At 71.3% G+C, this 15,919-nt stretch carries 15 protein-coding genes; 11 read left to right on the forward strand and 4 right to left on the reverse strand.

Annotated features, from left to right (window positions below):
* Positions 1-13: 13 nt before the first annotated feature.
* Complete coding sequence (locus tag DEJ51_RS23375) at positions 14-517, forward strand: adenylyltransferase/cytidyltransferase family protein (protein ID WP_375137962.1); 504 nt, start codon at positions 14-16, stop codon at positions 515-517.
* Here DEJ51_RS23375 and DEJ51_RS23380 read toward each other — a convergent pair.
* Positions 498-1,220, reverse strand: a complete 723-nt coding sequence (locus DEJ51_RS23380; RefSeq protein WP_150259500.1) for a CDP-alcohol phosphatidyltransferase family protein — start codon at positions 1,218-1,220, stop codon at positions 498-500. The two genes, DEJ51_RS23375 and DEJ51_RS23380, sit on opposite strands and share 20 nt — an antisense overlap.
* A gap of 110 nt (positions 1,221-1,330) precedes the next feature.
* A complete protein-coding gene (gene glgX / locus DEJ51_RS23385; RefSeq protein ID WP_150259501.1) occupies positions 1,331-3,640 on the reverse strand; it encodes a glycogen debranching protein GlgX in 2,310 nt (769 codons plus the stop codon).
* A 182-nt stretch (positions 3,641-3,822) separates the two neighbouring features.
* Between glgX and DEJ51_RS23390 the strand changes: the two genes are divergently transcribed.
* The 8 genes from DEJ51_RS23390 (at position 3,823) to DEJ51_RS23425 (ending at position 13,150) form a co-directional block, all read left to right on the forward strand.
* A complete protein-coding gene (locus DEJ51_RS23390) occupies positions 3,823-5,043 on the forward strand; it encodes an Ig-like domain-containing protein (protein WP_150262100.1) in 1,221 nt (406 codons plus the stop codon).
* Positions 5,044-5,182: 139 nt separating this feature from the next.
* Positions 5,183-7,423 (forward strand): choice-of-anchor A family protein, encoded by a 2,241-nt coding sequence (locus DEJ51_RS23395; protein ID WP_150259503.1) that lies wholly within the window; start codon positions 5,183-5,185, stop codon positions 7,421-7,423.
* A 186-nt stretch (positions 7,424-7,609) separates the two neighbouring features.
* Positions 7,610-8,851, forward strand: a complete 1,242-nt coding sequence (locus DEJ51_RS23400; protein WP_150259505.1) for an Ig-like domain-containing protein — start codon at positions 7,610-7,612, stop codon at positions 8,849-8,851.
* A gap of 86 nt (positions 8,852-8,937) precedes the next feature.
* Complete coding sequence (locus DEJ51_RS23405) at positions 8,938-9,705, forward strand: enoyl-CoA hydratase/isomerase family protein (RefSeq protein WP_150259507.1); 768 nt, start codon at positions 8,938-8,940, stop codon at positions 9,703-9,705.
* Positions 9,706-9,960: 255 nt separating this feature from the next.
* Positions 9,961-10,473, forward strand: a complete 513-nt coding sequence (locus DEJ51_RS23410; RefSeq protein ID WP_150259509.1) for an ATP-binding protein — start codon at positions 9,961-9,963, stop codon at positions 10,471-10,473.
* 363 nt (positions 10,474-10,836) lie between these two features.
* Positions 10,837-11,637 (forward strand): polysaccharide deacetylase family protein, encoded by an 801-nt coding sequence (locus DEJ51_RS23415; protein ID WP_190620584.1) that lies wholly within the window; start codon positions 10,837-10,839, stop codon positions 11,635-11,637.
* Entirely contained in the window at positions 11,634-12,821 is a 1,188-nt protein-coding gene (locus tag DEJ51_RS23420) for a YncE family protein (RefSeq protein WP_150259511.1), read from the forward strand. Before DEJ51_RS23415 ends, DEJ51_RS23420 begins: the two co-directional genes overlap by 4 nt.
* Positions 12,822-12,937: 116 nt before the next feature.
* Positions 12,938-13,150, forward strand: coding sequence for an EF-hand domain-containing protein (locus DEJ51_RS23425; protein WP_150259513.1), 213 nt, complete (start codon positions 12,938-12,940; stop codon positions 13,148-13,150).
* A gap of 94 nt (positions 13,151-13,244) precedes the next feature.
* Here DEJ51_RS23425 and DEJ51_RS23430 read toward each other — a convergent pair whose 3' ends face one another.
* A complete protein-coding gene (locus DEJ51_RS23430) occupies positions 13,245-13,793 on the reverse strand; it encodes a PadR family transcriptional regulator (RefSeq protein WP_150259515.1) in 549 nt (182 codons plus the stop codon).
* Positions 13,794-13,918: 125 nt separating this feature from the next.
* Here DEJ51_RS23430 and DEJ51_RS23435 point away from each other — a divergent pair, with 125 nt between their 5' ends.
* Both DEJ51_RS23435 and DEJ51_RS23440 read left to right on the forward strand, forming a co-directional pair.
* Positions 13,919-14,632: a flavodoxin family protein gene (locus DEJ51_RS23435; protein ID WP_150259517.1), complete on the forward strand. Its 714-nt coding sequence runs from the start codon at positions 13,919-13,921 to the stop codon at positions 14,630-14,632.
* Between the two features lie 33 nt (positions 14,633-14,665).
* Positions 14,666-15,310 carry a dihydrofolate reductase family protein gene (locus DEJ51_RS23440; protein WP_150259518.1) on the forward strand — a complete coding sequence of 215 codons (645 nt, stop codon included), beginning with the start codon at positions 14,666-14,668 and terminating at the stop codon, positions 15,308-15,310.
* A 49-nt stretch (positions 15,311-15,359) separates the two neighbouring features.
* Here DEJ51_RS23440 and DEJ51_RS23445 read toward each other — a convergent pair whose 3' ends face one another.
* Positions 15,360-15,866 (reverse strand): hypothetical protein, encoded by a 507-nt coding sequence (locus DEJ51_RS23445; protein WP_150259520.1) that lies wholly within the window; start codon positions 15,864-15,866, stop codon positions 15,360-15,362.
* Between the last annotated feature and the right edge of the window lie 53 nt (positions 15,867-15,919).

The following is a 15,919-nucleotide window of genomic DNA, read 5'->3' on the forward strand; positions in this document are numbered from 1 at the left end:
CTGGGGGTAAAAGATGACGGAGCACGACATGTCCGACCTTGCTGCGCCTGCGCGCAGGCCGTATCGAGTCGGCTATGCGCCCGGAGCCTACGATCTGTTCCACATCGGGCACCTCAACATCCTCCGGCACGCCCGGAGCCAGTGCGACTACCTCGTCGCCGGAGTGGTCTCGGACGAGATGGCCGAGCTCGCCAAGGGACGCCGCCCGATGATCCCGCTCGTCGAGCGGCTGGAGATCGTACGCAGCGTCAAGTACGTCGACGCGGCCTTCGTCGAGACGGTTCCCGACAAGGTGGAGACCTGGAAGCAGGTCCGCTTCGACGTCATCTTCAAGGGCGACGACTGGCGCGGCACGCCCAAGGGCGACCGGCTGGAGAAGGACTTCGCCGCCCACGGCGTCGACGTCGTGTACTTCCCCTACACCGTGCACACGTCCAGCACCCAGCTGCGCCGGGCACTGGACGCGCTCGCGGAACCGGCCCAGGCGCCGGGCCAGGTCACCGGCGAACGGCGCTGAGCTCCCGGAACCACTTGGCGAGGAACGCCAGCAGGAACAGCACGGCGACCGCGCCCAGTCCCGCGTACGCCCAGACGAACGTCTTCCCGCCGCCGAGCAGCAGGAACACCAGGCAGAACACCCCGTAGTCCACGGGCAGCAGGGCCACCGCGCGCGCGGTGGAGGGCGCGGCCGCCGGACTGCCGGGGGCCGCTTTCGGCTTGAGCTTCTCGGTCAGCAGGCCTCCGAAGAAGGTCACCACCGCCGCGAACTGGAAGCCCAGTGGCACGAGCAGCCAGCCGTCCGAACCCGTCCCGTACGCGTCGGGGAAGCGGTAGAAGGCGATCAGCACACAGGAGTGCAGGGCGGTGAGCTTGGCGGCGTCCACGACGTGGTCGAGCCACTCGCCGGCCGCGCTGCCGCCGCCGCGCAGCCGGGCGAGCTGCCCGTCGGCGGAGTCGAAGGCGAAGCCCACGGCGAGGGCGGCCCACACCGCGATCCCCAGCCCCCACGAGGGGGCGGACAGCGCGACGGCCGCCACGGCGGCGAAGCTGAAGGCGGCACTGACCAGCGTCACCTGGTTCGGGGTGAGCCCCAGCGCGTACGAACCGGCGGCCAGGTACCGCCCGGCCGGCCGGTTGACGAACCGGGAGTAGAGGGACACCCCCTTCGCCGACTTCTGCGCCCCGCGCAGTTCCCGCAGCGCGGTCGTGACTCTGCCCATGCAAGGACCCCCTCCGAGACGATGTCGAACACATCATCGCAGCACGAACGGGAGAGCTGGTTCCGGATGTCGGATACGTCCCGAACCGGCGGCGGGGCCAGGGGCGTCGCTCAGCTCACCACCCTCAGCAGCAGGACCGAGCGCGCCGGTACCGTCAGGGTCCGACCGCCGTGGTGCCGGGTCCGGGGAGGGTCGGACTGGGCCTCCAGGGACGTGTCCAGGACGACCTCGTACACCTCCGCCCAGGGCGCCCCCGGCAAGGCCCATGCCACCGGCCGGTCCCCGGTGTGCAGCAGCGCGAGGAAGCTGTCGTCCGTCACCTGCCGCCCCCGTTCGTCGCGGCCCGGGATGTCCCGCCCCGACAGGTACATCCCCAGCGAGGAGGCCGGCGCGTACCAGTCGCGCTCGGTCATCTCCGCGCCCGCCGGCGTGAACCAGGCCAGGTCCCGCAGCCCGTCGGCACCCTGTGACCGCCCGGAGAAGAACGCCCTCCGCCGCAGCACCGGATGGGCGTGGCGCAGCGCGATCAGCCGGGAGGCCAGGGCGAACAGCGACCGCCAGGCCGGATCCTCCAGCAGCGACCAGTCCACCCAGCCCGTCTCGTTGTCCTGGCAGTACGCGTTGTTGTTGCCGCCCTGGGTCCGGCCGAACTCGTCCCCGGCCACCAGCATCGGCACGCCCGTGGACAGCAGCAGCGTGGTGAGCAGGTTGCGCAGCTGGCGACGGCGCAGCACGCCGATCCGGGGATCGTCGCTCTCGCCCTCCGCCCCGCAGTTCCACGACCGGTTGTCATGGGTGCCGTCCCGGTTCGCCTCCCCGTTCGCCTCGTTGTGCTTGCGCTCGTAACTCACCAGGTCGCGCAGGGTGAAACCGTCGTGCGCGGTCACGAAGTTCACCGAGGCGTACGGCCGCCGCCCGCCCCACGCGTACAGGTCGCTGGAGCCCGACAGCCGGTAGCCGAGATCCCGTACGTCGGGCAGCGCGCCCCGCCAGAAGTCCCGTACGGCGTCGCGGTAACGGTCGTTCCACTCCGTCCACAGCGGCGGGAACGCCCCCACCTGGTAGCCGCCCGAGCCCACGTCCCACGGCTCGGCGATGAGCTTCACCCGCCGCAGCACCGGGTCCTGGGCGATCACCGCGAGGAACGGCGACAGCATGTCCACGTCGTGCATCGACCGGGCCAGCGCCGCCGCCAGGTCGAAGCGGAAGCCGTCCACCCCCATCTCCGTGACCCAGTAGCGCAGCGAGTCGGTGATCAGCCGCAGTACGTGCGGGCGCCCCGCGTGCAGGGTGTTCCCGCAGCCCGTGTAGTCGGAGTACCGCCGCTGGTCGGACTGGAGCCGGTAGTAGCCCCGGTTGTCGATCCCGCGCAGCGACAGCGTGGGACCCAGCTCGCCCGCCTCCGCCGTGTGGTTGTAGACCACGTCGAGGATGACCTCGATCCCGGCCGCGTGCAGGGCGCGGACCATCCGCTTGAACTCCCCGACCTGCTGCCCGGCCGTACCGCTCGCCGAGTACGCCGCGTGCGGGGCGAAGTAGCCGATCGAGTTGTAGCCCCAGTAGTTGCGCAGCCCCCGGCGCAGCAGATGGTCCTCGTGCGCGAACTGGTGCACCGGCAGCAGCTCGACCGCCGTCACGCCCAGCCCCGTCAGGTGCTCGATCGCCGCCGGGTGGGCCAGGCCCGCGTACGTGCCGCGCAGCTCCTCGGGAACACCCGGATGGCGCATCGTGAAGCCGCGCACGTGCAGCTCGTAGATCACCGAATCGGCCCACGGGGTCTTCGGCCGGACGTCGTCCGCCCAGTCGTCGTCGTCGTGGACGACCACGCCCTTCGGGACGAACGGCGCGGAGTCCCGGTCGTCGCGCACGGTGTCCGCGATGTACTGCTGCGGCCAGTCCCGGACGTGCGCGTACACCTCCGGGGGCAGCGTGAAGTCCCCGTCCACGGCCCGCGCGTACGGGTCGAGGAGCAGCTTCGCCGGGTTGTAGCGGGCGCCCGTCCAGGGATCCCAGCGGCCGTGCACCCGGAACCCGTACCGCTGCCCGGGGCGCACGCCCGGCACGAACCCGTGCCAGATCTCGTGCGTGTGCTCCGTCAGGGTGCAGCGGGTCTCGGCGCCGGCCTCGTCGAACAGGCACACCTCCACCGCCTCCGCGCCCTGCGCCCACAGGGCGAAGTTGGTGCCCGCGGTCCCGTCCGGACCGTGATGGAACCGGGCCCCCAGCGGATGCGAGGACCCCGGCCACACCGGCGCTCCCGGGCGCCCGTGTGCCCGTATCACCTGGCCCCTGACCTGGCCGTTCGGCCGCTCCTTCAGTCGCCCTTCGATCTGCGGTACGGGCGCGGCCCGGCCGCTCCGCACCGCTTCCGCGGCATTGCTGACGGCTTCCACCGCCTCCTGCTCGGCTGCGCTCGACACTGCCCGCCTCCACGGCTCCTGGGTACCGGCGGGGGTAGGGGAGAGTGCGGCCCCGGCGTCCCGGCCTGGGCCCGCCCCCGTCTGGTCCTTCACACTGTTCTGCCCGGACAGATCTGCCCGGAACGTGGCCCGCGCCCACGTTTCCCCCGCAGCGCCCGGTCGTTGGAGGGATCGTGACACTTCTGACGAGGCGGGCAGGGGCGGGTCTGGCCGCCGTGGCGGCATGGGCGGGCCTGCTGGGCGGCCTGTCCGGATGCACCCAGGACGGCAAGGCCCCGGTCGAGATCCAGCTGCCCGGCAAGCCCCGCTCGCCGGACGAGGCCATCCGCATCACCCCCGACGACAACGCCAAAGAGGTCCCTGCGGACGGACGGCTGTCGGTCTCCGTGCCGGAGGGCCGCCTGGAGCGGGTCGTCGTCACCAAGGTGGAGGACGCGCAGCGGGAAGAGGTCCCCGGAGCCATCGCCGACGACGGGCTCAGCTGGAGCCCCGACCCCGAGTCGGGACGGCTCGCGCTCGCGGCCAAGTACACCGTGGACGCCGTCGCCCTCGACGGCCACGACCGCCGCCAGGCCCGCCACACCACCTTCACCACCTACGTTCCCGAGGAGCGGTTCATCGGCTACTTCAAGCCCGAGAACCGCTCGACCGTCGGCACCGGGATGATCGTCTCCTTCCGGTTCAGCCAGGCGATCGAGCGCCGCGCCGAAGTGGAACGGGCCATCTCGGTCACCTCCGACCCGGGCGTCCAGGTCGTCGGACACTGGTTCGGACGGGAACGGCTCGACTTCCGGCCCAAGGAGTACTGGAAGCCGGGCACCAAGGTCACCGTGAAGATGGACCTGCGCGACATCGAGGGCGCGCCCGGCGCATACGGCATCCAGGACAAGACCGTCGGCTTCACGGTGGGCCGCTCCCAGATCTCCACCGTGGACGCGGCCGCGCACACCATGGAGGTCCGCCGGGACGGGCAGCTGGTGTCGACCGTGCCGATCAGCGCCGGCGCGCCCAAGACGACCACGTACAACGGCAAGATGGTGGTGATGGAGATGTTCGACGTCACCCGCATGAACGGCCAGACCGTGGGCTTCGGCGGCGAGTACGACATCCCCGACGTCCCGCACGCCATGCGGCTCACCGCTTCCGGAACCTTCCTGCACGGGAACTACTGGTCCAGCCCCGACACCTTCGGCAGCACCAACGTGAGCCACGGCTGCGTGGGTCTGCGCGACGACAAGGGCGGCGGCTCCGACACCCCGGCCGGCTGGTTCTTCGACCGGACCCTCGTCGGGGACGTGGTGCAGGTCGTCAACTCGCAGGACAAGACGGTCGCCCCGGACAACGGACTGGGCGGCTGGAACATGTCCTGGACGGACTGGGTCGCCGGCTCCGCCATCGCCTGAACACCGGCGGCCGTCCCGCCCGGGAGAGTGATCACTGTGATCGAAATGCCGTAGCGCAGAGTGTCCCCGCCGCGTGCCGCCGAAGCCTGCCCCCAGCCTGTCAGGGCACATCAGGGCAGCAGGCAACGGACGGAGCGTCATGTCAGCAAGGAACTGGACCCTCGGGCTCGCGATCGGAGCCGTACTGGCCTCCGCCGCGCCCGCGGCCTTCGCGGAGGGTCCCGGTGGCGACCGCCCGGCGGCGGTCGCCAGAGCCCCGCTCCCCGGCGGGCTGGGGCCCTGCGTCCCGGGACGCTGCCCCGACCCGTTCCCGCCCATCGGCACGGACGGCGTCCCACAGGGGCGGGACAACGGCATCAACATCTTCGCGGGCGGCGACTTCCGGGTCCGCGGCCGGGCCTCCGAGGCCGAGGGCCGGCTCGTCGTCCTCGGCGACTTCGACCAGGACAAGCAGGCGGGCGGGGACAGCCGCTACAACGTCGGCATCGTCGGCGCCGGATCCCGGGTGCCCCCGCCCGCCGGCGCCGACTTCCTCACCACCGGCGGCGCGGTCACCGTCGCGCCGGGCGAACGCCTCCTCGCCGACGGCGGTGCGGTCCGCCACGCGGGCCCCCTCACGGGCACGGTGTCCGGCCGCCTGGTCCCGGACCCGGGCGCCGTCACCCCGTACGCCGGGCTGCGCGACCGGCTCAGTGCCGCCAGCCAGTGCTACGCACGGGTCGACGGGCAGCCGCGCCGGGCCACCGGCACCGCCGTCAACAGCGGCTACGAGACGCTCTTCACCGGCGACGGCACCTCCCCGCTCCAGGTGTTCAACGTCGACGCGGACCTCGTCGGCAACGGGGGCGGCCAGCAGGGCATCCGGTTCACCCGCATCCCGGACACCGCCACCGTGCTGGTGAACGTCCTGGGCGCCACCCGCACGATCAACACCTACAGCGGCGGCATCCAGGACACCGACCCGCTCAACGCCTACCGCGACCGGCTGCTGTGGAACTTCCCGGACGCCACCACCGTGAACCTGACGGGCGGCGGCCAGTTCCAGGGCAGCTTCCTCATGGGGCAGCAGTCCTCGGAGACCACCGTCACCCTGCCCGGCATCAACGGGCGCTTCTTCACCACGGGTTCCGTGACCCACGGCAGCGGCACGACCGGCGGCGGCGGTCAGGAGTTCCACGCCTACCCCTTCAACGGCGACCTGCCCGAGTGCGCCGGCCCGGCCCCGGTGACCGGCGCGGTCTCGGTGCTCAAGCGGGACGCGGACACGGGCGCGGCGCTGCAGGGGGCGCGGTTCGAACTGTGGCGGGAGACGAACGGGAGGGCGGGCCTGCAGGACACCGCTCCGGGCGCCGACACCCTCGTCGCCGAATGCACGACGCCGGCCTCCGGCATCTGCGAGCGGACCGCTGAACCCGGCACGTACTACTGGCGCGAGACCCGTGCACCGCTCGGATACGACCTGGACGACACCGTCCACGAACTGACCCTCACGGCCGGGAACGCAGCGGACGGAGTCCGGTACGAGGCGGACAACCGGCGCACCCCCGAACCGCCGGACGCCGCCCGCGTGGTGCTGCGCAAGACCGACCGGGCCACCGGCCGCCCACTGGCGGGCGCGCGGTTCGAGCTCTGGCGGGAGAGCAACGGTTCCACCGGCCTCCAGACGGACCAGCCCGGCGGCGACACCCGTCTCGACGGGGCCTGCGTGACCGACACCCAGGGCACCTGCACGGTGGAGCTCCCGATCGGGCACACGTACTACTGGCGGGAGACCGCCGCTCCCGTCGGGTACGAGACCCCGGCCGACCCGGTCACCCGGTTCGACCTGGACCGGGGTGACGTGGTGGACGGCATCGCCGTCGACGTCGCGAACGCCCCGGTGAGCGAGGCGTACGAGGGCACGATCCGGGTCGTGAAGCAGGACGCCAGGACCAGGCGGCCGCTGCGCGGAGCGGTCTTCGAGCTGTGGCAGGAGACCAACAACACCCCGGGTCTGCAGACGCGCGGCATCAACGCCGACCGCCGGGCCGCCCCGGGCTGCACCACCGACCGGGCCGGCGTCTGCGACTTCGGCCCGCTCCCCGAGGGCTGGTACTACCTGGTCGAGACGGCGGTCCCCGCGGGCTACGTGCTGCCCGCCGACCGGGTCACCGGCCCGCTGCGCCTCGACATCGGCACCCCGGACCAGCGCATCGTCGTCACGCTGCGGAACAAGCCGGTCGACCACGGCGGCAAGGACGACCACGGCAAGGGCGACCACGGGAAGGACAAGCACCCCAAGCAACCGAAGCACCCGAAGGGCGGCCACGGGAAGGGCAAGCAGCCGAAGCACCCCCAGCACGCCAAGCACCCGAAGCACTCCAAGGGCCCCCGGGCCTGACCCCGCGGCGGCCGCTCCCTCGGGACCGGCCCGATCACCGATCACCTGCGGTTCCCCGGCCACGGGGCGGCCGCCGCGGCACCTCTCCGGGCAGTTGGGACGGAACGGTGACAAGACCGTGGCTCATTGTGATTCCTCCGTGTGATTACCTGTCGGCAAGCGCGCGACTGTCCGCGCGCGGGGGACATGGGGAGAACACGAGTGAACGTGCAGCCGATACGCGGCCGCGCCCGCACCGGCCTGCCGGCCCTGCTGCTGGGGGCGGCCCTGCTGTTCACCACCGCGTGCGGTGGCGGTGGCGGCGGTAACAGCAGCGGCAGCGGTGGCGACAACGCCGGGGGTGGCGGCAAGACCGGTACCGAGGCCTCCAAGGCGGTCGTCAGCATCAAGCCCGACGACGGGGCCAAGGAGGTCGCGACCAGCGGCGTCCTGAAGATATCGAGCACGGGCGGCAAGCTCAGCACGGTGACCGTGGCGGACACCAAGGGCAACGCGGTCGAAGGCAAGATCGCCGCCGACGGCGCGAGCTGGGAGCCGGCCCGTCACCTGGCCTCCGCCACCGAGTACAAGGTGCACGCGGTCGCCAAGGACGAGGCCGGCCGGGAGTCCGCCAAGGACACCACCTTCACCACCCTCACCCCGACCAACACCTTCGTCGGCCACTACACGCCCGAGGACGGCTCCACCGTCGGCGTGGGCATGCCGGTCTCGATCAACTTCACCCGGGGGATCACCAACCTCGAAGCCGTCGAGAAGGCCATCACGGTCACGGCCGAGCCGGCCGTCCAGATCGAGGGCCACTGGTTCGGCAACGACCGCCTCGACTTCCGCCCCGAGAACTACTGGGCCGCGGGCACCAAGGTCACCGTGAAGCTCGCCCTCGACGGCGTCGAAGGCCGCCCCGGCGTCTACGGCAAGCAGACCCGTACGGTCACCTTCACCGTCGGCCGGTCCCAGGTCTCCACGGTCGACGCGGCCGCGCACACGATGCAGGTCGTCCGCGACGGCCAGGTCCTCAAGGACGTCCCGATCACCGCGGGCGCCCCGTCGACCACGACCTACAACGGCCAGATGGTCATCAGCGAGAAGTACAAGGTCACGCGGATGAACGGCGCGACCGTCGGCTTCGGCGGCGAGTACGACATCTCCGACGTCCCGCACGCCATGCGCCTGTCGCAGTCGGGCACCTTCGTGCACGGCAACTACTGGGCCTCCGCGGGCACCTTCGGTTCGACGAACGTCAGCCACGGCTGCGTCGGGCTCAAGGACGTCCGCGGCGCGGGGGACTCCAAGCAGCCCGCGGCCTGGTTCTTCGACGAGTCGCTGATCGGTGACGTGGTCGTCGTGAAGAACTCGAAGGACAAGCAGATCGCCCCGGACAACGGACTCAACGGCTGGAACATGCCGTGGGCGGAGTGGATCAAGTAGTACGCCGCCCGCGCGGTGCGCGTGGCCCGGTGCTGTGACCCACGGCACCGGGCCACCTCACGTTAACCGGCGCTAACCTGACCCGTATGACCATCTCTCTCGAAGTCTCCGAAGGCGTCGGCACCATCCGCCTGGACCGGCCGCCCATGAACGCCCTGGACATCGCCACCCAGGACCGGCTGCGCGAGCTCGCGGTGGAGGCGACCGACCGGGCCGACGTCCGCGCGGTCGTCCTCTACGGCGGCGAGAAGGTGTTCGCGGCGGGCGCGGACATCAAGGAGATGCAGACGATGGACCACGCGGCCATGGTCGCCCGGTCCCGTGCGCTCCAGGACGCCTTCACCGCCGTCGCCCGGATCCCCAAGCCGGTCGTCGCGGCCATCACCGGCTACGCGCTGGGCGGCGGGTGCGAACTCGCACTGTGCGCCGACTACCGGATCGCCGCCGACAACGCCAAGCTCGGCCAGCCCGAGATCCTGCTCGGCCTGATCCCGGGCGCGGGCGGCACCCAGCGGCTGTCCCGGCTGGTCGGACCGTCCAAGGCCAAGGACCTGATCTTCACCGGCCGCATGGTCAAGGCCGACGAGGCGTTGACCCTCGGCCTGGTCGACCGGGTGGTGCCCGCCGCCGAGGTGTACGAGCAGGCGCACACCTGGGCCGCCAAGCTGGCACAGGGTCCGGCGATCGCGCTGCGTGCCGCCAAGGAGTGCGTGGACGCGGGCCTGGAGGCCGACATCGACACGGGTCTCACCATCGAACGCAACTGGTTCGCGGGCCTGTTCGCGACGGAGGACCGTGAGCGCGGGATGCGCAGCTTCGTCGAAGAGGGCCCGGGCAAGGCGAAGTTCGTCTGAGCCGGGACCGCGGCCGCCGACCCCGGTCCTCCCTGTGGGTGGATTAGCCAGGCCTTAAGGCAGCCTTAAGGGGAATGGGTGATCCACTCGCCGTGAGCATTTCCGTGCGCCGTGTCGCCGCAGGTCAAGGCCGACGTGGAGGCCCTCCGGTTGCCTTGCGCATATGACAGGACACCCCCTTGGAGTTGTTGAATCCGGGGGGTGTTTTCCTGTGGAACGGCCCGGGAGCGCGGGTCGGCCGTCCATGATGGGTGCATGGCGGGCCTGGAGGGTGTGGAACAGCCGCGGCAGCGCGGCGGCGCTTCGTCGGTACGGCTCACGGCGGCTGTTGAGGACGAACAAGGCCTCAAAGCGCTGGAGTTGTACGGAAATCCGGCCGAGGCCGAAGTGACGCTGCCGTCCATGCCGGAGTCGGCGAGCATCGCGCGCCGGCTCACCCAGTGCGTGGTGGTCCGCCTCTGGGGCCTTTCGCCGCAGATCGCCGAGCACGCCGTCCTGCTGGTCTCGGAGCTCGTGGGCAACGCGGTCCGGCACACCGGGGCCCGTTCCTTCGGCTTACGCATGCTGCGGCGCCGCGGCTGGATCCGGGTGGAGGTGCGCGACCCCTCGCGCGGACTGCCCTGCCTGATGCCGGTCCACGAGATGGACACCACCGGCCGGGGCCTCTTCCTCGTCGACAAGCTGTCCGACCGCTGGGGCGCGGACCTGCTGCCGCGCGGGAAGACCACCTGGTTCGAGATGCGGGTCGCCGACCGGCAGAACGCCTGAAGCCCCCGTCCGCCGAGTGGGGCGATGTGGGGGCTCCATGGGTGCGCCGAGGATCTGAGGGGGTGTGATCCTCGGCGTGGTGACTTCGCTCGGGTCAATGGGAAGTCGCGGTTCCGACTATGGCAGACGAGGGCCGGAACATCAAAAGTCCCTACTTGGACATAAGTGGGCAAATAGTAAGACTTTCTAGCTAAATCCTAGGTGAGGTGGGCCACTCACCTCGCAATCCATGAATAACTATCGACTGCTCTGTGTAAATCGTTGATCACATAGCGACCCGGCCACCCGGTCGGCCCCTTCTGGCGGCCATCCCGAATTGGGTCAATCGTTATCTTCTGGGTCATCCACCCCTTAAATGGGCAGGTGCTCTCACAACCAGGCCGCCGCGCGGCCCTGCGCACGGCCGCTCTCGGGGCGGCCGGTGCCGTCGCGGCCGGCCTCACCGCCGCCTGCGGACCGGGCCGGCCCGCCGCCGCGTCCTCCGGCCCGCCGCCCGGCCCGGCCCGGCCGGCCCGCCCGGCACAGGCGGCCCCCGCCGCCGCCCCCCGCCGGTTCGCCGGGCAGCCCGTCGAGATCGCCCACGGCCCGCGCGACCGCCCGCGCGTCGCCCTCACCTTCCACGGCAACGGGGACCCCGCCATCGCCCGGGCGGTGCTGGCCGCGGCCGAGAAAGGGGGCGCACGGGTCACCGTCCTCGCGATCGGATCCTGGCTGGACGCGCACCCGGAGCTGGCCCGGCGCGTCCTCGACGGCGGTCACGAACTCGGCAACCACACCCAGCGCCACCTCGCGATCAACGGGATGCCCGAGGCGGAGGCCTACGCCGAGATCACTGGCTGCGCCCAGCGCCTCAAGCGGCTCACCGGCTCCATCGGCACCTGGTTCCGCCCCTCCCAGACGCAGTACGCGACCCCCCTCGTCCAGAAACTGGCCCAGCGGGCGGGCTACCCGCACGTCCTCTCGTACGACGTGGACTCCCTCGACTTCACCTCGCCCGGCGCCGCGGCCGTCATCCGCACCGTCATCGGGACGATCCGGCCCGGATCCGTGGTGAGCCTGCACTTCGGCTACGCGGACACGGTCGACGCGATGCCTCCCCTCCTCGAAGAACTCGCGCGCCGCGAACTGCGCGCGGTGACCACCACGGAGCTGCTCACCCCATGACGACCACCCGCCTTCCCCGCACTGCCGGCGTGCTCCTGGCAGGTATGGTCCTCGCCGCCCTGGCCGGCTGCGGATCAGCCGGCAAGGAACCTGCCGAGGCGCTCGGTACCAAGGGCCCGGCCAAGCCCGTCAAGGCCGCGCCGGCCGCCCCGCCCGGTCTGCCCGGCATGCCGCCGCTCCTCGACCCGAACGACGTCTACGCGGCGGACCGGCCGAACAAGCTCTCCCCCGTGGTCAAGGACTTCCCGTCCCGCGTCTACGTGCCGAACACCAACTCCAACACGGTGTCCGTCATCGACCCGGCCACCTACCGGGTCATCGACACCATCCCGGTCGGGGTCCAGCCCCAGCACGTGGTCCCTTCCTGGGACCTGAAGACCCTGTGGGTCAACAACAACCGCGGTCACACCCTCACCCCGATCAACCCGGCCACCGGCGAGGCCGGAAAGCCCGTGGAGGTGCACGACCCGTACAACCTGTACTTCACGCCGAACGGCAAGTACGCCATCGTCATGGCCTCCATGGACAAGGAGCTGGTCTTCCGCGACCCGCACACCATGGACCGGGTCAAGACGGTGCCCGTGACCTGCTACGGGGTCAACCACGCGGACTTCTCGGCCGACGGCCGCTACTTCATCGTGAGCTGCGAGTTCTCCGGAGAACTCCTCAAGGTCGACACCGAGCGCATGGAGGTCGTCGGCCAGCAGAAGCTGCCGTTCGAGGGCGCGATGCCGCAGGACGTCAAGGTCTCCCCGGACGGCAAGACCTTCTACGTCGCGGACATGATGGCGCACGGCATGTGGGTGCTGAGCGGCGACACCTTCGAGACCCCCAAACTGCTGCCCACCGGGAAGGGCTGCCACGGCCTCTACGTGAGCCGCGACTCCAAGGAGATGTACGTCTCCAACCGGGGTGAGGGCACCATCTCGGTCTTCGACTTCCCCGCGAACAAGCTCACCAAGAAATGGACGCTGCCGGACGGCGGCAGCCCCGACATGGGCGGGGTCTCCGCCGACGGCAAGGTGCTGTGGCTGTCGGGCCGCTACAACTCCGAGGTCTACGCACTCGACACGCAGACCGGCAAGCAGCTCGCCCGGATCCCGGTGGGCGGCGGCCCGCACGGACTCGCCGTGTACCCGCAGCCCGGCCGGTACTCCCTCGGCCACACCGGCATCTTCCGCTAGGCCGGACGCGGCGGTGCCCCGGCAGCCCGCACGGCTGCCGGGACCCGGGGCGGGGGCCGACGGGGGAGGCCGCTACCCTGGGCCGGTCAACACGGCATCAAGAAGGAGTGGACCCAGTGGCGGACATCGAGAGCGCACGGACGACGTTCGGCAAGTTCGACGTGAACGGTGACGGCTTCGTCACGGCCGACGAGTTCAAGGCGGCCATGGCGGCCATGGGCGACCCGTTCGTCACCGGCCCCGTCGCCGACGCCGTGATCGCCGCCAAGGACGCGAACGGCGACGGCCTGCTGAGCTTCGACGAGTTCTGGGCCTCCCTGAACAAGTAGTCCCTCCGCCGCCGCCCCGCCCCGGACCACCGGAGCGGGGCGGCGCCGTGCGTTCCGCTCCGGGCGCCAGGAGCCGGGAACCCGGCGCCGCGCGTCAGGCCTGCGGCCCGGACATGTCCTCCACCTCGCCCAGGGCCTCCTCCAGCCAGTGCAGCCAGAAGGTCTCCAGGGCGATCCCGCCGTGCAGCACGAGCCGCCGCAGCCGGTCCTCCACGGCGTCCCGCTCCGGCGGGAAGTCCTTCTCCTCGATGGCCTCGTACTGTGCGAGCTGGCGCCGGTGCAGCTCCAGATGGCGCCGCAGCTCGGGACCGAGCCCCTGCGGCCCCACGACACCCGCCGCACGGATCCGCAGCAGCAGCGGGTCGCGCACCGGCTTGGGGTCCTGGCTCTCGGCGACCCACCGGGCCAGCTCCGCGCCGCCGGCGGGCAGCACCTCGTACTCCTTCTTCTGCCCGCGCACGGGAACCCCGCTCGGGAGCTCCCGGATCAGCCCGGACTCCTCCAGCCGCCCCAGCTCGCGGTAGATCTGCTGGTGCGTCGCCGACCAGAAGTACCCGATCGACTTGTCGAACCGCCGGGTCAGCTCCAGCCCGGACGAGGGCTTCTCCAGCAGGGCGGTCAGGATGGCGTGCGGCAGGGACATGGCGCCATCCTAGGTTTGCGGCGGCGCCGGCCCCGACGCCGCCTCCGTACGGCCGCCTCGTACGGCCTGCCCCGGACGGGCGAGGCCCGCTGGCGGCGGAGGCCCGCCGTGGCGACGCTGGGGGTGTGGCTGCCGCATACGACTACTCGGACCTGACCGCCCTCTACGTGAACTGCACGCTCAAACGCTCACCCGAGACCAGCAACACCGAGGGCCTGATCGACAAGAGCCGCAGGGTCATGGAGGCGGCCGGCACCCGGACCTCCCTCATCCGCGCCGTCGACCACGACATCGCGACCGGGGTCTGGCCCGACATGACCGAACACGGCTGGGAGAGCGACCAGTGGCCGGTCCTCTACAGCCAGATCATGGACGCCGACATCCTCGTCCTGTGCGGCCCCATCTGGCTCGGCGACAACAGCTCCGTGATGAAGCAGGTCATCGAGCGGCTCTACGCCTGCTCCTCGGTGCTGAACGAGCGCGGCCAGTACGCCTACTACGGGCGGGTCGGCGGCGCACTGATCACCGGCAACGAGGACGGCGTCAAGCACTGCGCCATGAACGTCCTCTACAGCCTCCAGCACCTCGGCTACGCGATTCCGCCGCAGGCCGACGCGGGCTGGATCGGCGAGGCCGGCCCCGGACCCTCCTACCTGGACCCCGGATCGGGCGGCCCCGAGAACGACTTCACCAACCGCAACACCACCTTCATGTCCTGGAACCTCATGCACCTGGCCGCGCTGCTCAAGCGCTCGGGCGGCATTCCGCCGCACGGCAACCAGCGCTCGCAGTGGGACGCGGGATGCCGCTTCGACTTCCCCAACCCGGAGCACCGCTGAGCCCGCGCCCCGTCCGACCCGAGGAGGAGACCGGTGGAGCAACTGCTGAGGGTCCAGAACTTCACCGTCTCGCGCGACGGGTTCGGCGCCGGCGAGGACCAGAGCCTGGAGCGGCCGTTCGGCCACGCCGACCCCGGCGAGATGTTCGCCTGGGCCGGAGCCACCGCGAGCTGGCCCAACCGGACCGACCCGGGAGGCAGCAGGGGGCTCGACGACTACTTCACCCGGGACTTCGCGCACAACATCGGCGCCGAGATCATGGGCCGCAACAAGTTCGGACCCCAGCGCGGGCCCTGGGCCGACCACGACTGGCGCGGCTGGTGGGGCGAGGAGCCCCCGTTCCACACCCCCGTGTTCGTCATGACCCACCACACGCGTCCCTCGTTCACGCTCTCCGACACCACCTTCCACTTCGTCGACGCCGACCCGGCCACGGCCTTGCAGCGGGCGCGGGAAGCCGCGCGGGGCAGGGACGTACGGCTGGGCGGCGGGGCCACCACCATCCGTGAGTTCCTCGACGCCGACCTCGTCGACACCCTGCACGTGGCGGTCTCGCCGGTGGAGCTCGGATCCGGCGTCAGGCTCTGGGAATCCCCCGAGGAGCTGCTCGACCGGTTCCACCTCGACGTCGTGCCCAGTGCGAGCGGTGTGACGCACCACCTGTTCTGGCGCAGATGACGGCGTGGCCCGGGGCGCGTGCGCCCCGGGCCACGTGTCCGGCACCGGTTCAGTGCGCGATGTCCACGACGAACCGCTCCGGTGAGTGCAGCGGGAACGCGCGGTAGTACGGCAGGGTGTCGAAGGCGGCGCCGAAGGTCACGTACCCCTCGTAGTCGCCGGTCAGGGCGATGCCCTTGAGCTTGCCGAGATTCGTCTTCTGCAGCTTGGGGCCCTGGTAGACGTTCTGTCCCGCGTCGTTGTGCGCGGCGGCGGGGTGGAGGCGGATCTCCAGGAAGTACTTCCCGGGCAGCGGTACCGGCTTCCCGGACCCGTCGTACACCAGCTGCGGGACGGGAGTGACGGTGACCGCGGGCGCGGAGCCCTGGAGGTCGACGACGATGCGGTCGTAGGTGGGGTGCCCGGCCCAGCGGGCGTTGACGACGAGCGGGGTCTGGGCCTGGGCCCTGGTGGTGGTGAGGGTGGAGGCCGAGGCAGGGGCGGCGAAGGAGAGGCAGGCGGCGAGCAGGGCGCCGGTCGCCAGGGCCACGGACTGCCGGAGACGGACGTGGATCATGTTGTCCCCTCGATTCTCGAGAGACGGGGACGGGTGGCACAGCTGAGGACGCC

The organism is Streptomyces venezuelae, assembly GCF_008642275.1.
Lineage (GTDB): Bacteria > Actinomycetota > Actinomycetes > Streptomycetales > Streptomycetaceae > Streptomyces > Streptomyces venezuelae_E.